Here is a 23,063-nt window from a genome sequence, read left to right as displayed (position 1 = left end):
GTCAGGCCGTTGCTTGAGTTCGGGTACGGGCGATCAACTGCGCAACGATCACGGGTGACGCCACTGCCAGCGCGATCAGGTCAGCCGTTAACGTGGGTGCCACGAAGATGATCCCGGCAAAGGCCATCAGAATACGAGACAATACGTTGAGCGGTTGCAGCCAATAGCTGACGACCGCCGCGGACAGAGCGATGACCCCCGCTATGCAACTTGCCGCAGTATATGTGAATTCCCAAAAATCAAACCCTGTGGAGGACACGAACAACAAAACCGGCGCATAGACGAATGCCATCGGCGCTATCACCTTGCCCAACCCGAGCGTAAACGCGGACAGCCCGGTGCGGAACGGATTTGAGTTGGCGATCGCAGCTGCCGCATAAGCCGAGGTACAGACCGGAGGTGTAATTTCGGATACCACACCGTAGTAAAGCACGAACAGGTGGCTTGCGATGGGCGGAACACCCAACTGGGCCAGCGCGGGCTGCGCGACAGAAACCAGCATGATGTAAAGCGCGGTGGTCGGAATACCCGCCCCCATCAAAATGCAGACGACAGCGATGAAGATCAGTGAGATGAACAGTTGCAGGTCTTCGATTGCAAACAGCTGGAAGCTGCCGAACGAGATCATATTATAAAGATCCGCCGCCAGATTGCCTGCCCCTTGCGTGACCATAAATCCGATACGAAAGCCGATACCGGTGGTGTTGATCACACCCACAACAATACCGACAGCGGCGGCAGCGGCACCCACCGCCAGCGAGTATTTTACGCCCAGTTCGACAGCAGCCAGCATCTCGGGTACTTCGATACGTTTTTGTGGGTTCAGTGTGGCTGTCACAGACAGCGCGCAGAGTATCGCGGTCATTGTCAGGTCGAACCCGCCATCCGAGAATTTCCACAACACAAAGGCCAGAAACGCCGCCGCGTAAATCAGCGTTGGTGGCTGCTTGATACGCGACATACCCGCGATCACCGCCAGCGATATGCCGCAGAAGGCCGACATGAATGGCGTGTAACCGGTAAACAGCACCACCAGCAGGCCAATCAGGGGCACGATATTGGCCCAACCTTCAGCCCAGACAGCTTTAAGCTGCGGTAATTGCTCTTTCGTCAGACCCTTCAGGTTCAGCTTGCGCGCCATCAGATGCACAACTGCAAAGACACCGACGTAGTGAAGAAGCGCCGGGAAGATCGCGGCAATGACAATAGTGGTGTAAGGCACCTCCAGGAACTCGGCCATGATAAAGGCCGCGGCTCCCATGATGGGCGGGGTGATCTGGCCGCCCGCCGAGGAAGCGGCCTCGACCCCGCCCGCGAAATGGCCCGGATAACCCAGGCGTTTCATGTTCGGGATGGTCAGCGCGCCGGTTGAAACCGTGTTGGCGACCGAGGACCCTGAGATCGTTCCAAAGAATGCCGATGAAACGACCGACACCTTGGCCGGGCCACCTGTATAGCGACCCGCCAGAATTGTGGCATTGTCGATAAACAACTGTCCCAACCCGGTGCGCTGCGCGATCACACCAAACAAAACGAAATGGAAGACTATGGTCGAAACGACCCAAAGCGTGACGCCATAGATGCCTTCCTGCGGAAAGTACATCGACGACACGAAGGTTTTGAAATTTACACCGGGATGCTGCAACAAACCGGGAAAATAAGGACCAAGCAGAGCGTAAGAGATGAATACGCAGATAATCAGCGGCAGCACCCAACCCAGCGTGCGACGGGCGATGTCAAGTACCAGCAGAATGATAACCACGCCAAGAAAGACATCGTAATTGTTGGGATTACCCATACGAAAAGTCTGTTCCTCGATCCCGAGAAAGGGAATACCGCGCCAGGCAAGTCCAACGTAAAGTGCCGCAACGATGCCAAATGCCATGAATACCAGGTCATAAAGCGGGACGTTCCCAATACGAAACCTGCTGATTTTGAGCGCATATAGGTTTTTGGCCCCGACAATCGGAATGGTCGCATAAACCAGTATGAACAACAGGGCCAGATAAATGCCCATGTGCCAGTGGTCCGCCGGCAAGCCGAAACCTGCGGTGAAGAATTCATAGGACGCGAATAACAGGGCAACAACCCGCAGAACCTTGGCCGTGTTCGGTGTAACCTGACGTACTGCGGCGCCTTCGTCGAACTGTTCTTCGATGGCTGCCAGTTCTTCGGCTGTCAGGTCGTGGTCATCGCGTGTTTCGGTCTCGGACATGATGGCCCTCTGATTGCGCGTGTAAGGAGAGTGCGGTGCCCCGCACAGGGGCACCGACGACAGGCTTCAATGAGGTTCGATTACTGCAGAAGGCCTGCTTCTTTGTAGAACTTCTCTGCACCAGGATGCAGGGGGACACCCAGTGCTTCGACTCCGTCCAAAGCTGTGTCAGCTGTGATCTGCTTGCCTTTGGCGTGACCGTTGTCCAGCAGTTTTCGGGTGTTGTCGTTCCACAGTGCTTTGGTCAGCTGATAGACCAGTTCTTCGGACAGGTCCGACGACACAACCAGCATAGCGCTGACCGCTGGGGTCTTGGTTTCGGAGTCAATCCCTTCATACACACCGCCCGGTATGGCGGAAGGGATATAGGCCGGAATGATCTCGTTGATCTTAGCAAGGTCTTCGTCACTGAACGAGTGCAGGTTCATACCTTTAGTCGATGACAACTGCACCATAGCGGCGACCGGCCAGCCAGCTGCGTAGAAATACGCGTCCAGCTGCCCATCGGCCAGACGCTCGGCGCTCTGACTGTGTTCAACTCTGCTTCGTCCATGTTATCGCGGTTTACGCCCCATGCATCCAGCATCTGCAGCACGGCCACCTGTGTGCCTGAACCCGCCTGTGCGATACCCACGCGCTTGCCTTTGAGATCGCTCAGGTCACCAATGGTCTGACCTGCAGGCAGAACCAGATGCAGATCCTCTGGGAACAGGTTTGCCACAATGCGCAGCTTGGGATGCGGCTTGCCTTCGAACTTGCCTTCGCCCAGATACATCGAACGGGTGACATCAGCGGCGGCCAGACCGGCCTCAAGCTCGCCATTCTCCACTGCCGCGTTGTTAAAGACTGACGCAGTTGTTGATTGTGCAATCGCGATCAGGCCGGGTACGCCGCACTGACCACCCTCTTCGCAGGGGCGCGAGCCCGGAGGGGCCGAGATCCCATTTGCGATGGTTCCGCCAATCGGAAAATAGGTGCCGCCTGCACCACCGGTGCCAATACGGAAAAAAGTTGGGTCCTGTGCAAGTGCAGGCGCGGCCATAGCGCCTGCCAAAGCCAGACCTGTCAGGCATTTCATCAGTCTCATCGTAAGCTCCCAGTTTTGGATCATTGGATTCGGTTTGTCCGAACTCTGATCCAATCAGCCTATGGAGATTTACCATAAATACAAATTTGTTATATTTAACTAAATTAAAGTTTGGCTTATGGATGTGGAATGAACCTTACTCAATTGACTGTTTTTCGTGAGGTGATGGAAAGCGGCTCTATCTCTCAAACTGCAAAAAAACTGAACCGGACACAGCCGGCCATCAGCCTTGCGCTCAAGAACCTAGAAAAAAGTTTGGGGCTGATCCTGTTCGAACGAAGAGGGCGCCGTTTGATTCCAGTACCGGAAGCGCACTACCTATTGTCAGAAACCACCGGTATTCTGGACAGATTATCTACGATTTCCAGTACGATGCACGGACTTCTTAAAGGGAGTTCCGGTAGTTTGAATATTGCAGCGATGCCAGGCCCTTCCACTTTTGCCTTTCCGAATTTCATCAGCCGTTCAGTTGGTGGAAACCCCGATATACAAATTACACTTTCAACCCGCAGCTCTCCACAGATTATGGAACTGGCGGGTACTCAGAACATCGATTTCGGGTTTGCGGATTTTGAACATCCGACAGGTAAGCAACCACAGTTCTCAGCCGAGATCATAAGCGGCGACTGTTTTTGCGCGCTGGACAGAGACAACCCTCTGGCGAAAGAAAGCGCCGTTACGATATCCGATCTTGACGGAGTTCCAATGGGCGGGCTGCATGACACGCATCCGTTTCAGGAAAAAGTGCGACAAGCGTTTCAGATGGTCTCGGCGAATTACACACCAACCGTGACCTGCCAATATTTTCTGCCGCTTATCCCTTTTGTCGGATCGGGCCAATGCTGCACGATTGTCGATCCGTTGACAGTCGTTACCGAGCGGGAGTTGAACATTTCAAACGACCGTGTCGTGTTTTTGCCCTTCAGTGAACCGTTGAGGTATGAATATGCGATCCTGTCACCGAACCACCGGCCTCCGTCCCAGCTAGCGTTGCAGATCAAAGCCGGCTGGAAGGCTGAGGTTTTGTCGATGCTGCATCGAACAGGTGCCAACCCACAGACAGAAATTGCCTGAAAACATACACGTTTCCAGTGCTGCTCAGTTGCGTTGTTCAATTGATGACTCCAGCGTTGACCGCAAAAGTTGCGCATCAAGCGGTTTGTAGAGCAAAGGCAGATTGGCGCGCTTGCAGCGCTTGGCCAGTTCAGGTGATCGGTTGGCCGAAATAACGCAGCCGGGCAGAGGTCCAAACTCGTTCGTCAGGGCATGTATCGCGTCGACACCGGTTCTATCGTGATTCAACTGAAAATCGGCAACTATTGCATCGGGCAGAATGTCAATTTCACGAAGAAGATTGATTGCTTCGTCTTCGCTTTCGCTCTCCAAAACCTCGACCCCCCAGGATTCGATGGTCATGGTCAGTGCGCTACGAAGGTTTTCATCATTCTCAATCAACAATACGACCGTGTTACCAAGTACCTTTGAGCCCGGATCGTGGGCCGCAGGGGCGCTGCTGGATGTGGTCTGCTCTTCCCGCGCCAACGGCACTTCGACCGAGAATCCAGTGCCTTTGCCTACTTCGGAATACAGCTGGATTGGATGTTGCAACAGCCCACAGGCGCGCTCTACGATTGCAAGGCCCAATCCCATACCCTCTGCGGCGCTGGCATCAGAATGCAGGCGCTGAAATTCCTGAAAGACGATGTCTCTTTGGTCTGACGCGATACCGATACCTGTATCCCAGACTTGCAAGGCAATTGCGCCTTTGCGACGCCGCACACCGACCAGAACCTTTCCGGTCTCGGTATACCTGATCGCGTTCGACAGCAGGTTCTGCAAAATCCGACGCAAATAGCTGGCGTCGCTGGTCACACGCGCGTTCGTGTCAACAAATGACAGCTCAAGCCCTTTTGCCTGTGCCACCGGGCGAAATGCGTCTTCCATCTGCGAAAACAGCGTGCTCACTGATATGGTCGACAAATGCGCGGTGGCCCGTCCTGAATCCAGCTTCGAGATATCCAGCAGCGCTTCCAGAATGTGTTCAACGCTGTTCAGCGCACTTTCAGCCTTGCCTGCAACGGTCTTTGCGTCGTCTTTATCCAGGCCGCTGCCCAGCGATGCAACATAAAGCTTTGCGGCAGAAAGGGGTTGCAACAGGTCGTGGCTGGCCGCTGCCACAAATCGCGACTTGGATGCATTTGCACGCTCGGCCTCGTTCAACGCGTCAGCCAGTTCCATTGTGCGCGATGTTACGCGTTGTTCCAACAGCTCTTTGGCTTCGTATAAGGCCTGAGCGGACTTTCGTTCTGCGGTTACATCGGTGAAGGATATCACAAAGCCCCGGTCCGGCATTTCCTGCGCAAACACCGAAAGAATTTTTGACCTTCCGCGGTGCATCTGAAATTGCAGAGGACGGCGATAAGTTTGCCGCGTCACCCAATCCAGCAGATCGGCTTCCGTTACCCCCTTCTGGAACTTGATGTTCGTGCCAAGGCGATTGGACAGCGATTCAAACCGGGTCCCCATCTGAAACTGTGCGATCGGAATGGCCAGCAACTCACTGGCGCGGTTGTTCCAACCGATCAGACGGTGTTTGTTGTCAAAAATGCAAACGCCCTGTTCGATATGTTCCAGCGTCGCGCGGATCAGCCTGGCCTTGTCATCCAGTATCCGGTCACGCTCCTGCCGTTCGATCCGCATGATATCGGTCACATCGGTTTGCAGGATAACAGTGCCGCCATCCGGCGTGCGGTGTTCGGATACTTGCGACCACCGATTGCCAACAAGCCGGACATTGAACACCACATGATCGTCCGTATGCCGGTCCAAACGGCTTTTGGCCCAGTCTGTCGGTGTCATTGTTTCAGGCAGGGACAGGAACCCTGATCGGCTGACCAGTTCGACATATTCGGCAAAGCTCAGCCCCGGGCTCAGTCGCTCCTGAATGTCAGGCATATGCAGACCAAAGCGGCTGTTGCACAGCACCAGTTTTTCGTCGCGATTGAATAGGGCAAACCCCTCTTGCACCGTTTCGATTGCATTAGCCAGGTCAGCGCGTGCGGCTTCGGTGTCCTTGTTCGCCTGTGCCAATCTGGCATTGGAATCGTTCAGCAACTCAAGGGCACGTTCCAGATCATTCGTCCGGGCGCGGACCTCTTGTTCAAGCACGGCCGCGCGCTGAAACTGCGCATAAGCTGCGCCTGACGCATCGGTGGATTCTTCTACCCGGCGCATTAGCGCTTCGGCAATCTTGCGAAGTTTCTCGTTCTGGCGGTCAACCGAGTCTGTGGGATCTGTAAGATGCTCGATCATACGTTACTCTTTCTCGGGTGGATAAATCGCAACACCCGTCAGAGTTTGGTTCACATGGATTGAGTTGTACTGCTCTCCGTAAGTTGAGAATCCGACAACGTGGTTGCGGGCCAGAATGTCCGAGATTTCGCGGGTCTTTTGCTTTTCCTGCGCTTCCAGTCGGCGGAGAATGCAATCACAGCCCAGAATGGTGTCGGGTTGCCGTTTCTCGGTCAGAAGGCCGATTTCTTCCTCAAGGTGCTCGACCATGTCCCTTGGTTCGGCCAGCGTCAGCACAAGCCCTTCATCAATGGCCGAGAAAAAGACGAGGTCCCCGTTGCCCGCCACCTGCTGAATGGCGCGGACGTGATGCTGCCCGCCAATCTGTACAACAACGGGGTGCGCCGCAAAGGTGAATGTCGTCAGTTGTTCCGGATCCTTGCCAAGGATACGGGCGTATTCGCGGGCGGCGGGCTCAGCGTTGATCTCCTGAACGATGCGCTTTGCCGGATCCGCCTTGGTTACGACCATACGCCGGGTCGTTGGTACCAGATGATCGGTTTTGAACACCTTGATCGGGCACCGCGTACGAACCTGAGTCAGTATGGCAGCATTGCTCAGCGCCTTGCCCTGATGCAGCACATAGGTACGCCGGAACCGGGTTCCATCACCGGCCGATCCGCCAAACAATGGCACCGGCCCCAAACCGACGGCCAACTCGGAGGTCAACGCATCCTCTTTGGTCGACAATCCGTCGATCATCAGGAATGTAAATTCATGGCTCCAGTCGGGCGCCGTGACCATCATGGCATTTCGGTTGTGGATCATCTCGTTGATGATGCTTTCCGCCTCAAAATCGTTCAGATCGGAAACCAGGACCGTACGCGTGTCGAAATGGGATTGCGGAAGGCCGATTGCGACGATCTGGTCTTCGCAATAACCGCTGTCCGCAAGTTCTCCGGCGGTGGTGCAGCCAACCACCGGCGTAGGCGCAAACACCTGCTCGGCTTTGGCAATGACCGCAGCCGCGTCCGCGTTCGGACTAACAAACAATATCACCAGCGCAAGTGGTTCAGCTCCGAATTGACGTTCGAGCACCCCAAGCGCCTGCCCGGTGTCGTAACGCACGAAAGCCGTTTTGACGATGCCTGTTGCACCGGTCCGGGCTGTCGCCCACCCGACTGCTTGGTCCATCGAGCCTCCTCCCTAAAGCGCGACGATGTGGTGAGAGTATGACGCTTAGCCTTGGTCTTGCAAGACGCTGGCAAACGACGCTTTCTTTGCAATCAGAACGGCTTGCGTCCGGCTTTGCACACCCAGTTTCCGCATGATTGCCGTGACATGCGCTTTGACCGTGGGTTCCGCAATGGACAGGTCATAGGCAATCTGTTTGTTCAGCTTGCCCTCACAGATCAGTTGCAGAATGCGGGCCTGCTGATTTGTCAGCGTCGCAAGCCGATTGACCGCGTCGGCGTGTTCATCCTCTTCGACATTGATCAGAACGCACCCTTCGGGCACGAAAACTTTGCCGGAATGCACTGTCTCGAATGCCAGGCGAAACACATCGCGTTGGCTATGCTTGGGCACATAACCCGATGCGCCCGCCTGAATCACCTGACTGACAACGCGATTATCCGTCATCGAGGACACCACAATAACCGGGGCATTCGCAGCAGCCTTCAGACGGACAAGGCCGTCCAGCCCTTCCACATCCGGCAGGTTGAGGTCCAGCATGACCGCGTCCGGTTTCAGCCCCCCTGACAGAAGTTCCATCGCGCCTTCCAATCGGTCTGCGGTATGGATTTCGCCGATCTGCGCCACGCTTTGCAAGGTCATCGACAGCGCGTCGCAAAACAGGGGGTGGTCATCGACGATCAGCACTTTCTCGAAGCCAGACCTTACAACGGAGTCAGCAAGCATTTGGTATTGCCTTTTTCAATCAGGTTGTCCCCAGCTTACCCAATCCTAACAACGAAAGTAATCTGCGCCTACTGGCCCAAAGTCGTACATAAGATCGGCTCGGCGACACCTACACCCAAGGTCTAATAGGCAGGGCGAAAAACACCACGTAGCGTAAGAAAAAACACCTGGAGAAGAGAAATGGAGCTTAGTGACAGCCGCGTCATTGCCGCGCCGCGATCCAAGGTCTGGGACGCGCTTTTGTCGGATGAGGTTCTGAAAGAATGCGTTCCGGGATGTCAGGAAATGACGGGCTCGGTCGATGACGGGTTCGAAGCGACAGTGGTGCAGAAAGTCGGCCCCGTCAAAGCGACCTTCAAAGGGGCCGTTACCCTTTCTGATATCGTAACGCTTGAAAGCGTGAAGCTCTCGGGTGAAGGTAAGGGTGGGGCTGCTGGTTTTGCCAAGGGTGCGGCCGATGTCAGTTTGTCTGATGTGCCCGAAGGTACTCTGCTGACCTATACCGTCGACGCACGTGTCGGTGGCAAGCTGGCCCAGCTGGGCAGCCGGGTCATCGATGGCGTCGCCAGAAAAATGGCCGACCGGTTCTTTGAAAATTTTCAGAACGCGGTCGAACCCGAAAAAACACCCGATCCGGAAACCTCGGATCAGGTTCAAGCCGAACCTTCTGCCGAGGGTGAAGGCGGCGAAGCAAAAAAAGGTTGGTTCAAGCGCGTATTGGGCGGTTGAACCGTTGGAATTCAGGGAGGAGAAAGTCATGAAAATTTCCATGACCGTGAACGGCAAGGCCGTAAACGGCGAGGTCGAGGGCCGGACATTACTGTCCGGCTTTCTGCGCGAGCAACTGTCATTGACGGGCACGCATGTCGGCTGTGATACGGCCCAGTGCGGCGCCTGCGTTGTACATGTGAATGGTCAGGCGGTGAAGTCGTGCAATATGCTGGCGGTCGAAGCCGACGGTGCTGATGTTGGCACCATCGAAGGTCAGGCAAATGCGGACGGTTCGCTGAACGTGATCCAGCAAGCCTTTCAGGATCATCACGGCCTTCAATGCGGGTTCTGTACACCGGGTATGGTGATGAGCGCCGCAGCGCTGCTGAAAGACAACCCGCGCCCATCTGAGGCAGAAATACGGAAATATCTGGAAGGCAACCTGTGCCGCTGCACAGGCTACCACAATATCGTCAAGGCGATCATGGCCGCCTCAGGTCAGGACGTCGGCAGTATCGCCGCGGAATGATGCCGCTGCGGGCGTAAACGTTGCGCCCGTGGGACAAGTGAAGGGTGCAGCAGCATCCGTTTATGGGAGGAGAACAAGCAATGCCCAAAGACAGTGGCATCGGAGCCAGTTCCAAGCGACGCGAGGACGTCCGCTTTCTGACCGGAGCAGGCAACTATACCGACGACATCAACGTACGTGGTCAGGCCTACGTATATTTCCTGCGGTCCGACATCGCGCATGGTCGGATCAATTCTGTGGATACATCATCCGCAGAAGGTATGCCCGGTGTGATCAGAGTATTCACCGGCAAAGACTTTGAAGGCGTGGGCGGAATGCCCTGTGGCTGGGAAGTGACTGACAAGCACGGCGCGCCGATGCAGGAACCACCACACCCAATTCTGGCACAGGGCAAGGTGCGCCATGTGGGCGATCCGATCGCTGCCGTGGTGGCTGACAGCCTGGAACAGGCCCGTGACGCTGCCGAGGCTATTGATCTGGATATCGAGGAACTGCCCGCCGTGATCGACATGAAATCCGCCGCGCAGGATGGCGCGACGCTGGTTCATGACGATCTGAAAAACAACATCTGCTATGACTGGCAGCTGGGTGAGGCCGACGACGCCAAAGTGAACGACGTCTTTGCCAATGCGGCACATGTCACCACTTTGGATCTGGTGAACAACCGGCTGGTCGCCAACCCGATGGAGCCGCGCGTGGCTGTGGCCGAGTACAGCCGGGGCACGGATGAATATACGCTCTATACCACTTCGCAGAACCCGCATGTCATCCGCTTGTTGATGTGCGCGTTCGTTCTGGGTCTGCCGGAACATAAAGTCCGCGTCGTAGCCCCGGATGTGGGCGGTGGTTTTGGCACCAAGATTTTCCATTACGCAGAAGAAGCGTTCTGCACCTTTGCCGCCAAGGCCTGCAACCGCCCCGTCAAGTGGACCGCCAGCCGGTCCGAGGCGTTCATGTCGGATGCGCAGGGTCGTGACCATGTCAGCACGATTGAGCTGGCTCTGGATGCGGATAACAACTTCATCGGCCTGCGGACCAACACCTATGCCAATCTGGGTGCCTATCTATCGACCTTCTCCAGCTCGGTTCCGACATGGCTGCACGGGACGCTGATGGCTGGCAACTATAAGACCCCGGTCATTCAGGTGAATGTGAAGGCGATGTTCACAAATACGGTGCCCGTGGACGCCTATCGCGGTGCTGGCCGACCCGAAGCAACCTTCCAGCTGGAGCGCGTTATAGACAAGGCCGCGCGCGAGTTGGGTGTCGATCCGATCGCCCTGCGTCGCCAGAACTTTGTCACGCAGTTCCCCTATGACACGCCGGTGGCGCTGACTTACGACACCGGGGATTATAACGGAACAATGGACAAGCTTGAGGCGGCTGCCGATCTGGCAGGCTTTGCCGCACGTCGTGCAAAAAGCGAGGCCAACGGCAAGCTGCGGGGCTTGGGTGTCAACTGCTATATCGAGGCCTGCGGCATCGCGCCCTCGAATATCGTTGGCATGTTGGGGGCCCGGGCGGGTCTTTATGATGCGGCAACTGTTCGGGTGAACGCCACCGGTTCGATCAGCGTGATGGTTGGCGCACACAGCCACGGGCAAGGCCATGAAACAGCCTTCCCGCAGGTCGTGGCCGACATGATCGGTATCGATGAGTCGATGGTCGAGATTGTGCACGGGGATACCTCGAAGATCCCGTTTGGCATGGGCACCTATGGCTCACGCTCGCTGGCGGTTTGCGGCTCGGCTATGGTCAAGGCCACCGAAAAGGTGATCGACAAGGCCAAAAAGATCGCAGCCCATTTGCTGGAGGCGTCCGAGGCGGATATCGAACTTAAGGACGGTCAGTTCAGCGTTGCGGGGACCGACAAGTCTGTAGCTTGGGGAGATGTGACCCTCACGGCTTATGTCCCGCACAACTATCCGCTGGAAGTTGAACCAGGACTGGAGGAAACCGCGTTTTATGACCCGGCCAACTTTACTTTCCCGGCAGGGGCTTATGCCTGTGAGGTCGAGGTTGATCCAGACACAGGTCAGGTCAGTATCGAGAAGTTCACGGCTGCGGATGACTTTGGCAATATCGTCAATCCAATGATCGTTGACGGACAAGTGCATGGCGGTATCGGCCAGGGCATCGGTCAGGCCTTGCTGGAGAACTGTGCCTATGATGAGAACGGCCAATTGCTGAGCGCGTCCTTCATGGACTACGCGATGCCACGCGCCGATGACGTCCCGTTCTACGGCGTGGATCATTCCAGCCAGACACCCTGTACGCACAATCCGCTGGGCGTGAAGGGTTGCGGCGAGGCCGGAGCGATCGGCTCACCGCCTGCGGTGGTCAACGCGGTGCTGGATGCGTTGAACTCGGGTGGAAGGGCTGTTGATCATATCGACATGCCGATGAGCCCGTCACGCGTTTGGACGGCGATGCATGGTTGAGAGGTTGGGGTGCGAGGGGCCAGCCCCTCGCGCTCCCCGGGATATTTATAGCCAGATGAAGGGCGGATCAGCGCCTTTCGGAAAGGAAGAACGAAATGTACAATTTCGAGTTTGAGAAGCCCTCGACCATTGCTGACGCGGTTGCAGCATTGGCAGCAGAGGATGCGCAGGCGTTGGGAGGCGGGCAAACCCTGATCCCGACATTGAAACAGCGATTGGCGGCTCCGTCCAAACTGGTGTCGGTGAGCGGCATTGCCGAGATGCAAGGCGTCTGCGTTGATGATGACGGCTCGGTCTCTGTTGGGGGTGCAACACCTCACGCTGTCGTTGCTCGCGACGCTGCAGGATCTTATCCCGCGCTGGCGGCATTGGCTGGACAAATTGGCGACCCGGCAGTGCGCAATCGTGGAACCATCGGTGGTTCGGTTGCGAACAATGACCCGGCTGCCTGTTATCCGGCGGGTGTGCTGGGATCGGGCGCAACCGTGGTGACCAACGCGCGTCAAATTGCGGCAGATGACTTTTTTCAAGGCATGTTCACCACAGCCCTGGATGAAGGAGAGATCATCACCTCGATCCGCTTTCCGGTTCCGCAGGCGGCAAGCTATCAAAAATTCCTGCAACCAGCATCGCGGTTTGCACTTGTTGGGGTATATTTGGCCCGTTTCACGGACGGCGTGCGCGTGGCGGTGACCGGGGCAAGTGAGGATGGCGTCTTCCGTTGGAGCGAAGCCGAGCAGGCGCTGAACAAGGAGTTTCGCCCGGACGCCTTGATGGACCTTCGGATTAACCCCGCCAACATGATCGCTGATTTACATGGCAGCAAGGAATACCGGGCGCATCTTGTGTCGGTCATGACCAAACGCGCCGTTGAAGCCTGCATGTAGGCATTTCACGACAAGATGCTCAAAAGTCCCGGTTTTTACCGGGGCTTTTTCGTTGAGATATGGTTTTGGTGTCTCACCAAGGTCGGGCTGGCCAGCACTTTTCCGTTGTTTGAGGGTCGTGGCCAGTGTCTGCGCAAAATGAAATCAGGCCGCCCATTTCCGGGCGGCCTGATCAAGTCATAAACTAAGCTTTCGCTTTATTCGGCGGCTTGTGCACCTGTAGCGGCGTGTTTGTCACGCTGGCTGTCGCGGAACAAAGCTTTGGCCAGAGCAATACACATCAGACCCATCACAGCAGTAAAGGGCAATGCACCGATGATCATCGCGTTTCGCAGCGCATCCATCGGGTTGTTTTCACCGGCTGCGAGGATCAGCGCGCCGATCACAGCCGTCAGGATGACACCCCAGATGATGCGGTGCTTGATGCCCGTCTCCTGGCTGCCACCCGACATGATGGTGTTCATCACCAGAATGCCCGAGTCTGCCGACGTGACGAGGAATGTCATGATCAGGATCACGCACATCACGTTCAGCATTGACAGCAGACCACCGTCAATCATGTAAGATAGTGTCACGAACAGCTTGTTGGTGTTCGATGCACCGATGATTGCACCTTCTGCGGCGCCTGCCAGTTCCAGATCAATCGCAGTTCCTCCCAGAACAGTCATCCATGCAAAGCACACCAAAGCCGGGGCGAACACACAGCCTACGATGAACTCGCGGACAGAGCGTCCTTTCGATATGCGCGCGAGGAACAGGCCCACGAAGGGCGAGAACGCGATCCACCAGGCCCAGTAGAACGTGGTCCAACCCGACTGCCAGCCGAACTGACGCCCCTGCTCACCCGCCGCATAAACGGCTGCCAGGGTTGCTTCATCCAACTCTGCTGCTGCCCCTTCCAGGCCACTCTTGAAACCGTCAAAGCTGCCCCACGCATTGGTAGCTCCGCCCATCAGATCATTGGCATGGGCTTGTGCTTCGGCAGGCAAAGCCGCAGCGAAGGCTTCAACTGACAGTGGACCATAGGCGTTAAAGCTGAGCGACAGGATATGCAGGATATAGTCGACCATTGCAGTGCCATAAGTGGTCATAGCAAAGACGAACGAGCCGAAAACAACAAACGTGCCCAACAGGATGATCGACAATACGAGGTTCAGGTTCGACAGGTATTTAACACCACGACCAACGCCTGATACGGCCGAAATAATCGACAGGCACATGATGACGACCAGACCGGTGATCAGACCCACTTTGCTGGGGGTTGGAACTTCACCACCCAGATCCATGACCCACTCCATACCGGTGATGGCATAAAGCCCGTCGATGAACTGGCTGACACCATAGCCGATGGTGACGGAAACACCGAGGATCGTTGCAACAACGCCAAGTACGTCAACCACATGGCCGAAGAAACCATTGACGAAGCGGCCAAACAGAGGCGTCAGCGCCGAACGGATGGTGAGAGGCATGTCGCGGGTATAAGCGTAATATGCCAGCGACAAACCGGTCACCACATAGATGGCCCAAGCGTGAAACCCGTAGTGCAAGAAGGTATAGCGGTAAGCCGACTGCAGTGCTTCGGGTGTATTTCCAACGACCGCCTCGGATACGACTTCGGGGTTCGAACCCCACAGCCCCAACGGTTCTGCGGTTGCAAAAACCATCAGACCAACACCCAGGCCGGCGCCAAACATCATGGAGAACCATGAGAAGTTCGAAAACTCGGGCTTTTCACCGGGTGTTCCCATCACACGGCGACCCGTGGACGGAATAGCGGCGACAACGGCCAGAAAAACGAGGAACAACCCGACAATGACAATGTAGAAGCTGTTGAAAAGCTCAAGCAGCCGCCCGTTCAGGCTGCCAAGCGTGCCGTTTGCATTTGCAGGGAATACTAGTGCCCACAAAACCAGCGCAACCATGATGGCCTTGCTGATCAGGGCAATTGGGACGCTGTAGTTTTCATAAAAACCGGCATCCGCCGTCTTTATCTCAACGTCCGTGAATGGATCGGGTATTGACATATTGCGTTTTCCTCCGTGTGTTCGCCGTTTCTTGTTCTTTTGATTTCTGCTTGGGGTGCACCGCGCGGGACGGCGTAAACAAACATGCCCAATGCACCAAACGATCAGCGAGTTGACTGCAACTCAGCTGAGACTTACGGGGAAGACCACACACCATGTGGGATCGCCCACCGCTCTTTTCCTCCCAGATTGTGTTCGCTTGCAAAAGCTGTTGGTTCGTTGTGGCAAGTCTGTCTGCCGTTGAACCTGGTAGCAGCTTCGCAAGAAGTGGTTGCGCCCTTCAATTCGGGAAAACCTATGACAGAGGTTAGGGCAGCTCACCCAAGAATCCGACCCTTATGCTACTCGAAACGACGCTCTCGGTTACTCGAAACATGTGTTAGCGAGAACAAGTAAAGGGCGTGATTGTGGTTCCTTCTACAGTTTCAATACCAATTTATCCGACTTGGCCCGCGAAACGCATGTGCACAGGAACTCATGCGTTTCCTGCTCTTGCGGAGTAAGTATACCGTCGCGATGATCAACTTCGCCGGAAACGACATCAACGATACAGGTTCCGCAAAGCCCTTCGGAGCAGCCGAAATCAACCTGCACACCATTGGCCTGCAAAACCTCCAGAATAGATTGGTCCTTTCCAACGGGATAGACCGCGCCGGTCGACTGGATCTCGATCTGGAAATCGGCGTTCGGGGCATGTTCAATGTCCGACGCGGCGGCGAACCGTTCAAAGTGTATCGCGCCGCCACGCAGCAAGGCACCAGCTTCCAGTACCGCATTCAGCATCGGTTCCGGGCCGCAGGTATAAACGTCTGCGCCCATCGGCATCGATTGCATGACCGATCTCAGATCGAATACCCCGTCTGTGTTATCACAATGCAAATGATACCATTCATCCAGTCCAAGCGCCCGGAATTGCGCATCCATCGCCGCGTATTCTTTCGATCGAACAAGATAATAGACACGAAAATCCTGCCCTCGGTTCAGCAACTCACGTGCCATTGCAACCAATGGTGTGGCCCCGATACCGCCAGCGATCAAAGTGACGTGCCGATCATGGCTTTCGAGTTTGAAATGGTTGCGGGGACCGCCGATTTCCACGGTCACGCCCTCTTGCAGGTCATGCATCGACAGTGACCCGCCTCGCCCTTCGTCTTCGCGTTTGACGGCCACGTTGATCAGGCGTCCATCCTGGCTCCAGCTCCACAGCGAGTATTGCCGTATCAGACCGTCTTCAAGATGGATGTCCACATGCGCCCCGGGCTCGAGGCTGGTGAAGCGCCCGCTTTCGATCTCGAAGCAGAAATCAGAGGTGTCGGGGCTGAGCGATGTTTTTCGCACAAGGCGGGCAACTTGAGTATCCATCACTTGTCCTGTTCGGTCTCACGTGGCGTACATTCTGCGTCGTTCAGCAAACAACAGGAAAAAAGATAGATTTCAATTGCAAAATTTCTAACATTCGGGTGAATTGAGCTCACCCAGAGTTCAAAAACCAACAAACCTCCATGTCTCGACGCCACTACAACCTTCCTCCACTTACGACACTATCGGCATTTGAAGCCGCCGCTCGGCATCTCAGTTTCAAGGAAGCCGCAAGCGAGCTTTCCGTGACGCCGGGTGCCGTCAGTCATCAGATAAAGGCGCTGGAAAGCGAGCTGGGCGCGGCCCTTTTTGTCCGAAAGCACCGCGGCGTGGAGCTGACCGAGGATGGGCAAGACCTGTTTGAGGCACTCGGCGCTTCGTTCCGGCAGATTTCAAAGGTACTTGAAAAGATTCGCAGCAACGATGTCGAGAACCACGTAACCGTTGGATCAACCACTGCAGTCGCCGCACTTTGGCTGTCGCCGTCTGTCATCCGGTTCTGGCAGGATTTTCCGCACGTGAAAGTGAACCAGATGGCGCAGGACAAGGCCTTCACGGACCGGCCGGATATCGACCTGTTCATCCGCTATGGCCGGGACGCCAACGCGCAACTCACGCACACGAAACTGTATCGCGATATCCTGACACCCGTTTGCAGCCCCCAGATGGCCGCGGACCTTAAAGGGGCCAGCCTAGAAGACCTCGTGCAGCGGCGGCTGATCCATCTCGAAACTCAGGACAGCACCTGGACGACCTGGTCATCCTGGTTCCACGACCTCGGGTTTTCTGGAGTTGTTCCCGTGGAATCGCGGGTGAACAGCTATGCGCTTGCCCTTCAGGTGGCGCGTAAAGGGGCGGGCCTTGCGCTGGGATGGAAACGTCTGGTCCAGCCCATGCTGGCTTCGGGGAAACTCGTCGCGCTGGAGGAATTCAGCCTGCCCGCCCCGGACAACTTCTATCTTGTCGGTCGCCCGGACGATCAGCTTTCGGAAGGGGCGCTGGCTCTCAAGAATTGGTTGCTCAACGAACTGTCTGAAGGTTCGGTTTAGCCTGCCTCAATTTGCCATTAGGTTTTTTAGTATTGAACGTGGGCGGCCTCAGCCGCCAATGGATGCAGCGATAAACTCATTCAAAATCACTCAGGAGTGGCCGATGAACAAGCACGCACCGCTTTCGTCTGTTCTGACACCGGTAAACACCGCAAAGGGTCTGCCGAACGAGCATTATATTGATCCCGCAGTTTTTGCCGAAGAACGGGATGCGGTCTTGTTTGCGAACTGGTCCGGCATCGGCTTTGGCAAAGACATTCCCGAGGCGGGAGATGCATATCCGATCGATTTCCTCGGTGTGCCGCTGTTGATGGTTCGCGATCGCGACGGTCAGATCGGCGTTTTCCAGAACACCTGTCGTCATCGCGGCATGATTTTGGTCGACAAGCCGCAAAAAATCCGCGGCGCGATCCGCTGCCCCTATCACAGCTGGTGCTACGGCCTGAATGGTGAACTGCGGACCGCCCCTCATGTCGGTGGCCCTGGGCAAAACACCCATGAGGATCTGGACTTCGCCGAGTTGGGCCTTATCCGCATCCGCTCGTATGTCTGGCGGGATGTTGTCTTTGTCAATGTCAGCGGCGACGCGCCGGAATTCGAAGATGTCCATGGCGAGTTGATGGAACGCTGGAAAGAATTCGATCAACCGATGTATCACGGTGGCGCTGGCGCATCGGTTTATCTTGAGTTGAACTCGAACTGGAAACTGGCTGTTGAGAACTACTGCGAAAGCTATCACCTGCCCTGGGTTCATCCCGGCCTGAACAGCTATTCGCGTCTGGAAGATCACTACAACATCAACGAACTGGGCAAATATTCGGGTCAGGGCACCTATGTCTACCGCCAGTTCGAGGGTCACGATGGCGAAAAGCTGGATGATTTCGAGAATCTGAGTGAGCAGTGGAATGACGGCGCGGAATATATCGTCGTTTACCCGAATACCCTGCTGGGTGTTCAGCGTGACCACGGCTTTGCCTTCCTCATCGATCCGATCACGCATGAGCGTTCGAACGAACGGATTGAGCTCTACTACGCCAAAAAACCCGAAGACGCGCCCGAACACGAAGCGCTGCGTGCCAAGAATGCGCAACTGTGGAAAACGGTGTTCGAGGAAGACGTCTTTGTGGTTGAAGGCATGCAGAAAGGCCGTCACGGCGTGAAATTCGATGGCGGCCGTTTCTCGCCCGCGATGGACGGCCCGACCCATTGTTTTCATCATTGGGTGGCCACGCAAATCGAAAAAGCCCGCGCTGAAGTGTAAGCAATCCTGAAAATGTTGATCTGGTCAGGCCCTTCTGACCAGATCGCGGATCGGTTGTAACAACAGCAGACGGGACGGCGTTACAGTCTTTTGCCTCCTAGTGAATAGCCGGTGTGAATTCGCTGAAAGGGTCACAGTGGATCTGAACGAACTCGATAAACAACTCTTGCGGGCCCATGCGGAAAAAGATGTACCCGCATTGATCCGGCTGTATCACCAAGCGGCGATTCTCGCCGAAGAGCGCCAGCATCATGAAGCCGCGTGTTTCTATCTGACCCACGCATTTGTGTTTGCGTTGGAATATGGCGCGCCGGAAGCAGATGAGTTAAACCTGAAGTTGTTTGAACGTGGCCGTGCACACCGATTGACGTTCTGACGAATTCGTTTGCTTAAGCGTATCGCGCCGCTAGGCAATTTTCAAAGTTTGAGTTTAGCTGACTTCATTCGATCTCGAATTTTGTCGACATTGTCGATGGGCCAGTCTTCATGAAAGAACAGGCGCGAACGAAAACGCGCGAGATATCCAAAATGCGAAACGAAGCTCAGGCCGTGGTCATCGGCGGAGGAGTGATCGGGTGCTCGATCCTGTATCATTTGACCAAACTGGGATGGTCGGATGTTGTTCTGTTAGAGCGGGACGAGCTGACCTCGGGGTCAACCTGGCACGCAGCCGCCAACATTCACGGATTGCATGACAGTACCAATATCAGCCGCATCCAGCATTACACGATGAGCCTGTATAAAGCGCTGGAAGCTGAAACCGGTCAAAGCTGCGGAGTATTCCAGCCCGGCTCGTTATACCTGGCCCAGACAGAAGAGCGCGAACATCAGCTGAAGCTACAGGCCGCAAAGGCCAAGCTGTATGGCATGAATTTCTATGAGATCAGCATCGAGGAAGCCCAGAAGCTGAACCCACTGGTCAATTACGACGGCATCCGTTGCGTGATGTTCGAACCTGATGGCGGCAATGTGGACCCGTCGGGCGTGACCAATGCCTATGCGGTCGGCGCACGTCAACGTGGGGCGCAGATTCACCGTTTCACTCCGGTCACCGCAACCGAGCAGCAGGAGGATGGCAGCTGGATCGTCAGAACACCAAAAGGTGACATCAGGACACGCTGGGTGGTGAACGCAGCGGGCCTGTGGGGGCGCGAGGTTGCTGCACTGGCTGGAATCGAACTGCCGCTGCAACCTACAGAGCACCAGTATTTCGTAACCGAGTCCATGGCGGATGTGAAAAGCCACGGCACCCGCCTGCCGTCTGTTTCGGACCGGGATGGAGAGTATTACCTGCGTCAGGAAGGCAACGGCTTGCTGGTCGGCGCTTATGAGAAAGACATGAGGTTCTGGGCCGAAGAAGGCACGCCGCTGGATTTTGCCCACGACCTGTTCCCTGATGATCTGGAACGGATCGAAGAGAACATGATGAACGCCATCGAACGCCTGCCCGCGGTTGGTGAAGCCGGGATCAAGCGTGTCATCAACGGCCCAATGATCTGGTCTCCGGATTCGAACGTTCTGATGGGGCCGGTGCCCGAGGTCGACGGCTATTTCTGCTGCAATGGTATCATCCCCGGCTTCTCGCAATCGGGTGGCATGGGCCTGATGGCAGCGCAATGGATCATCGAGGGTGAAACGGAATACGACATGTTCGCCTGGGATCTGGCGCGTTTTGACAGCTGGGCCACCAAGGCATTCACCAAAGCGCGCGTGGCAGATCAGTACAGTCATCGGTTCGCGATCCATTTCCCCAATGAAGAACGCAGCGCCGGTCGTCCGGCACGGGTTCGCCCGATCTATGAGGCGCAGAAAGCCATGGGCGCGGTTTTTGGCCTGAACGCCGGTTGGGAACATCCACTGTGGTTTGCCGCAACGCCCGGCACCAAAGACACCAATGGCTTTACCCGTCAGAACTGGTGGGGACCGGTGGGCGAGGAATGCAGGATGTTGCGCGACCGTGCCGGGATCATCGATATCTCGAATTTCGCCAAATATGTCTGCAAGGGTCCGGGTGCGGCAGACTGGCTGAACGCCGTCTTTGCCAACACCATGCCCAAAACCGTTGGTCGGTCCTGTCTGACCCCACTGATTTCAAAGCGCGGCGGTATTGCAGGCGACTTTACCGTCACCCGCGTGGCTGATGACGAGTTCTGGGTGATCGGCTCGGGCATGGCAGAGCGGTATCACAAACGCTTTTTCAAACAGGTTCCGCTGCCTGAAGGCACCGCTTTCGAAAGCAAAACCGAAGCGATGTGCGGCTTTAACGTGGCCGGCCCCAAGTCCCGCGACATCCTGCAACGTCTGACCAACACATCGCTGGCAACCGAAGATTTCCCGTTCATGCGGTCCGCCAAGATCGAGCTGGCGGGAGTCCAGGTCCTTGCCCTGCGCGTCTCCTTTACTGGCGATCTGGGGTGGGAGCTGCATTGCGACACCCAAGATCAGGCCCGGCTGTACAATGCGTTGCTTGAGGCAGGCAAAGAGTTCGGGGCTGGCCCTGTTGGCAGCCGGGCACTGATGTCTATGCGGGTCGAAAAGGGCTATGGGTCTTGGAGCCGCGAATACAGCCCGGAATACTGGCCGCAGGAAGTTGGTCTTGATCGTCTCTGCAAATTCGAAAAGGACTTCCTCAACAAGGCGGCTGCGCAGAAAGTATTGCAGAACCCGGCTCGGGAACACCTGGTGATCCTGCACCTGAACGAAGCGGATGTGACAGTATCTAACGCCGACGCGACCGGTGGCGAGCCGATCTTCAAGAACGGTGAAGGGATCGGCCGGGTGACCTCGGGCACCTATGGCTACACCGTCGGAATGTCGTTGGCCTTGGGATATGTGAAAAATGCCCAGCCAGGTGATGAGGTCGAGGTTATGGTTCTGGGGCGCCCACACAGAGCCACAATCCTGCATGAACCGCCCTTTGATGCCGCAGGAAAAGCGCTTAGGGCTTAAAACCGCAATAGCTCAAGGCGTTGCCCTTCGGGATATTCCGTCACCACTGCCGGGATGATCGCCAATCCATCCGCTTGCGCAAGCAAAGCAACACGACCACTGTAGGACGGCTCCATCAGACGCAATCGGGGCCGTCCGTCCGGTGTGTAACCGTCAATCTGAACCGGGCGATATTCCTGTCGGCCTGCGGTACGGTACAAAGGTTCCGACAGAACTGCTTGTACGGCTGCCTGTGGGGTGTGGAGCAGACCGGCGCGGCGCGCCATCATCTGCGATCCGATAATTTGCCAGGTCAAAAAAGCAGAAACCGGGTTACCCGGCAGACCGATGTAAAGCGCACGGCCACGCCGACCGAACATGATGGGCTTGCCCGGTTTCATTGCGACTTTCATCACATCCGTCACGCCACCGATCTCGGTGAACAGACGCGGCATATGATCTTCATCGCCGACAGAAACACCACCGGTTGTGATAATCAGGTCAGAGGTTTCAGTCGCGTCCAGCAAGACCTGTTTCAAAAGCTCGGGGTCATCTTCGACCTGCCCCCGGTCCGTGAGGTCAATCCAGGGTTTCTGCAACAGCGCAAGCAGCATGTAACGGTTCGAGTTATAGATCTGCCCCGGCCCAAGGGGCTCACCCGGTTGGCGCAACTCACTGCCGGTTGAAAAGATCGAAACCTTCAGCTTGCGGAGGACCACGACCTCGCCATACCCGGCGGATGCAAGGGCTGCCACCTCACGCGGGCCAATCTCGCAGGCGCGCCGCAAGATCGGCGCTCCGGCATGAAGGTCTTCTCCGGCACGCCGGATATGTTGCCCTGGCTTTGGACGGCGGCTGAAGCGAATTTGCCCCTCTACAACATCACAATCTTCCTGCATGACGATGGCGTCGTAATCAGAGGGAACGGGCGCTCCGGTAAAAATCCTCAGCGCGCTACCCACAGGTGCAGCATGAGATCCGCTGTCCCCCGCCGCGATGCGACCCGCCACCGGCATCTGGAACAGGTCGGTATCGCCAAGATCGGCTGTTCGAACCGCATAGCCATCCATTGCCGAATTGTCGAAAGCGGGCATATCGACCTTGCTGAAACAGTCGCAGGCCAATACTCGCCCAATTGCAGCGGCCAAAGGCAGCGTTTCCGTTTCTGTGATCGGATCAGCAGCGGACAGGCCACGGAACAGGGCCTCATCCACGCTCAGATACACATGCGCGTGTCGATCACAGCCGCATCCATCAGCCATATCCAGCCTCCAACTCTGCGAACATGTCTTCCACCTATTCTAAGGTGGGCTAGGCTCGCTCAACCGACACGACATCCGCGGTACTGTCATTGACATAGG

Annotated in this window: 16 protein-coding genes and 1 pseudogene; 9 read left to right on the top strand and 8 right to left on the bottom strand. The window is 56.1% G+C overall.

Annotated elements, in window-relative coordinates; genetic code table 11:
• Position 1: 1 nt before the first annotated feature.
• Complete coding sequence (locus AC2FPW_RS04030; RefSeq protein ID WP_496812632.1) at positions 2–2,215, bottom strand: TRAP transporter permease; 2,214 nt, start codon at positions 2,213–2,215, stop codon at positions 2–4.
• Positions 2,216–2,295: 80 nt separating this feature from the next.
• A pseudogene (locus tag AC2FPW_RS04025) lies at positions 2,296–3,302 on the bottom strand (TAXI family TRAP transporter solute-binding subunit).
• Between the two features lie 129 nt (positions 3,303–3,431).
• On the opposite strand from AC2FPW_RS04025, the gene AC2FPW_RS04020 reads away from it, so the two are divergent.
• On the top strand, positions 3,432–4,376 hold the full coding sequence (locus AC2FPW_RS04020; protein ID WP_480546684.1) for a LysR family transcriptional regulator: 945 nt from the start codon (positions 3,432–3,434) through the stop codon (positions 4,374–4,376).
• Between the two features lie 24 nt (positions 4,377–4,400).
• Here AC2FPW_RS04020 and AC2FPW_RS04015 read toward each other — a convergent pair whose 3' ends face one another.
• Genes AC2FPW_RS04015 through AC2FPW_RS04005 form a run of 3 tightly spaced genes read right to left on the bottom strand, consistent with a single transcriptional unit; the run spans position 4,401 to position 8,513 of the window.
• Entirely contained in the window at positions 4,401–6,614 is a 2,214-nt protein-coding gene (locus AC2FPW_RS04015) for a hybrid sensor histidine kinase/response regulator (RefSeq protein WP_496812631.1), read from the bottom strand.
• A gap of 3 nt (positions 6,615–6,617) precedes the next feature.
• On the bottom strand, positions 6,618–7,787 hold the full coding sequence (locus tag AC2FPW_RS04010; protein ID WP_480774224.1) for an FIST N-terminal domain-containing protein: 1,170 nt from the start codon (positions 7,785–7,787) through the stop codon (positions 6,618–6,620).
• A gap of 45 nt (positions 7,788–7,832) precedes the next feature.
• Entirely contained in the window at positions 7,833–8,513 is a 681-nt protein-coding gene (locus tag AC2FPW_RS04005) for a response regulator (protein ID WP_480484332.1), read from the bottom strand.
• A gap of 180 nt (positions 8,514–8,693) precedes the next feature.
• Between AC2FPW_RS04005 and AC2FPW_RS04000 the strand changes: the two genes are divergently transcribed.
• The 4 genes from AC2FPW_RS04000 to AC2FPW_RS03985 all read left to right on the top strand — a co-directional run bounded on the left by AC2FPW_RS04000 (position 8,694) and on the right by AC2FPW_RS03985 (position 13,081).
• Positions 8,694–9,242 carry an SRPBCC family protein gene (locus AC2FPW_RS04000; RefSeq protein WP_496812630.1) on the top strand — a complete coding sequence of 183 codons (549 nt, stop codon included), beginning with the start codon at positions 8,694–8,696 and terminating at the stop codon, positions 9,240–9,242.
• A 28-nt stretch (positions 9,243–9,270) separates the two neighbouring features.
• Positions 9,271–9,753, top strand: a complete 483-nt coding sequence (locus tag AC2FPW_RS03995; protein ID WP_496812629.1) for a (2Fe-2S)-binding protein — start codon at positions 9,271–9,273, stop codon at positions 9,751–9,753.
• 80 nt (positions 9,754–9,833) lie between these two features.
• Positions 9,834–12,194 carry a xanthine dehydrogenase family protein molybdopterin-binding subunit gene (locus AC2FPW_RS03990; protein ID WP_496812628.1) on the top strand — a complete coding sequence of 787 codons (2,361 nt, stop codon included), beginning with the start codon at positions 9,834–9,836 and terminating at the stop codon, positions 12,192–12,194.
• Between the two features lie 95 nt (positions 12,195–12,289).
• Positions 12,290–13,081, top strand: a complete 792-nt coding sequence (locus AC2FPW_RS03985; RefSeq protein WP_480484329.1) for an FAD binding domain-containing protein — start codon at positions 12,290–12,292, stop codon at positions 13,079–13,081.
• A gap of 197 nt (positions 13,082–13,278) precedes the next feature.
• On the opposite strand, the gene AC2FPW_RS03980 is transcribed toward AC2FPW_RS03985, so the two are convergent.
• Together AC2FPW_RS03980 and AC2FPW_RS03975 are read right to left on the bottom strand one after the other, a co-directional pair.
• On the bottom strand, positions 13,279–15,105 hold the full coding sequence (locus tag AC2FPW_RS03980) for a BCCT family transporter (protein ID WP_480616798.1): 1,827 nt from the start codon (positions 15,103–15,105) through the stop codon (positions 13,279–13,281).
• A 417-nt stretch (positions 15,106–15,522) separates the two neighbouring features.
• The gene (locus AC2FPW_RS03975; protein WP_496812627.1) at positions 15,523–16,467 is read right to left on the bottom strand and encodes a PDR/VanB family oxidoreductase; all 945 of its coding nucleotides are present in this window, start codon (positions 16,465–16,467) and stop codon (positions 15,523–15,525) included.
• A gap of 140 nt (positions 16,468–16,607) precedes the next feature.
• Between AC2FPW_RS03975 and AC2FPW_RS03970 the strand changes: the two genes are divergently transcribed.
• The 4 genes from AC2FPW_RS03970 (at position 16,608) to AC2FPW_RS03955 (ending at position 21,723) form a co-directional block, all read left to right on the top strand.
• Entirely contained in the window at positions 16,608–17,513 is a 906-nt protein-coding gene (locus tag AC2FPW_RS03970; protein ID WP_496812626.1) for a LysR substrate-binding domain-containing protein, read from the top strand.
• Positions 17,514–17,616: 103 nt separating this feature from the next.
• The gene (locus tag AC2FPW_RS03965) at positions 17,617–18,774 is read left to right on the top strand and encodes an aromatic ring-hydroxylating oxygenase subunit alpha (protein ID WP_480488705.1); all 1,158 of its coding nucleotides are present in this window, start codon (positions 17,617–17,619) and stop codon (positions 18,772–18,774) included.
• Between the two features lie 136 nt (positions 18,775–18,910).
• Positions 18,911–19,150 (top strand): hypothetical protein, encoded by a 240-nt coding sequence (locus tag AC2FPW_RS03960; RefSeq protein WP_496754096.1) that lies wholly within the window; start codon positions 18,911–18,913, stop codon positions 19,148–19,150.
• A gap of 152 nt (positions 19,151–19,302) precedes the next feature.
• The gene (locus AC2FPW_RS03955; protein WP_496812625.1) at positions 19,303–21,723 is read left to right on the top strand and encodes a GcvT family protein; all 2,421 of its coding nucleotides are present in this window, start codon (positions 19,303–19,305) and stop codon (positions 21,721–21,723) included.
• Here the strand turns inward: AC2FPW_RS03955 and AC2FPW_RS03950 are convergent.
• Positions 21,720–22,964: a molybdopterin molybdotransferase MoeA gene (locus AC2FPW_RS03950; RefSeq protein WP_496812624.1), complete on the bottom strand. Its 1,245-nt coding sequence runs from the start codon at positions 22,962–22,964 to the stop codon at positions 21,720–21,722. The genes AC2FPW_RS03955 and AC2FPW_RS03950 overlap by 4 nt on opposite strands.
• Positions 22,965–23,063: the final 99 nt, after the last annotated feature.

Source organism: Ruegeria sp. SATB027 (assembly GCF_059613825.1).
The sequence above is the reverse complement of the archived record's forward strand: the minus strand, read 5'-3'. Positions and strand labels throughout refer to the sequence as shown.

What these genes read in the sequence shown, in the direction of transcription:
- AC2FPW_RS04030 (WP_496812632.1), bottom strand. Translation starts at nt 2,215, where the DNA reads ATGTCCGAGACCGAAACACGCGATGACCACGACCTGACAGCCGAAGAA.
- AC2FPW_RS04020 (WP_480546684.1), top strand. Translation starts at nt 3,432, where the DNA reads ATGAACCTTACTCAATTGACTGTTTTTCGTGAGGTGATGGAAAGCGGC.
- AC2FPW_RS04015 (WP_496812631.1), bottom strand. Translation starts at nt 6,614, where the DNA reads ATGATCGAGCATCTTACAGATCCCACAGACTCGGTTGACCGCCAGAAC.
- AC2FPW_RS04010 (WP_480774224.1), bottom strand. Translation starts at nt 7,787, where the DNA reads ATGGACCAAGCAGTCGGGTGGGCGACAGCCCGGACCGGTGCAACAGGC.
- AC2FPW_RS04005 (WP_480484332.1), bottom strand. Translation starts at nt 8,513, where the DNA reads ATGCTTGCTGACTCCGTTGTAAGGTCTGGCTTCGAGAAAGTGCTGATC.
- AC2FPW_RS04000 (WP_496812630.1), top strand. Translation starts at nt 8,694, where the DNA reads ATGGAGCTTAGTGACAGCCGCGTCATTGCCGCGCCGCGATCCAAGGTC.
- AC2FPW_RS03995 (WP_496812629.1), top strand. Translation starts at nt 9,271, where the DNA reads ATGAAAATTTCCATGACCGTGAACGGCAAGGCCGTAAACGGCGAGGTC.
- AC2FPW_RS03990 (WP_496812628.1), top strand. Translation starts at nt 9,834, where the DNA reads ATGCCCAAAGACAGTGGCATCGGAGCCAGTTCCAAGCGACGCGAGGAC.
- AC2FPW_RS03985 (WP_480484329.1), top strand. Translation starts at nt 12,290, where the DNA reads ATGTACAATTTCGAGTTTGAGAAGCCCTCGACCATTGCTGACGCGGTT.
- AC2FPW_RS03980 (WP_480616798.1), bottom strand. Translation starts at nt 15,105, where the DNA reads ATGTCAATACCCGATCCATTCACGGACGTTGAGATAAAGACGGCGGAT.
- AC2FPW_RS03975 (WP_496812627.1), bottom strand. Translation starts at nt 16,467, where the DNA reads ATGGATACTCAAGTTGCCCGCCTTGTGCGAAAAACATCGCTCAGCCCC.
- AC2FPW_RS03970 (WP_496812626.1), top strand. Translation starts at nt 16,608, where the DNA reads ATGTCTCGACGCCACTACAACCTTCCTCCACTTACGACACTATCGGCA.
- AC2FPW_RS03965 (WP_480488705.1), top strand. Translation starts at nt 17,617, where the DNA reads ATGAACAAGCACGCACCGCTTTCGTCTGTTCTGACACCGGTAAACACC.
- AC2FPW_RS03955 (WP_496812625.1), top strand. Translation starts at nt 19,303, where the DNA reads ATGCGAAACGAAGCTCAGGCCGTGGTCATCGGCGGAGGAGTGATCGGG.
- AC2FPW_RS03950 (WP_496812624.1), bottom strand. Translation starts at nt 22,964, where the DNA reads ATGGCTGATGGATGCGGCTGTGATCGACACGCGCATGTGTATCTGAGC.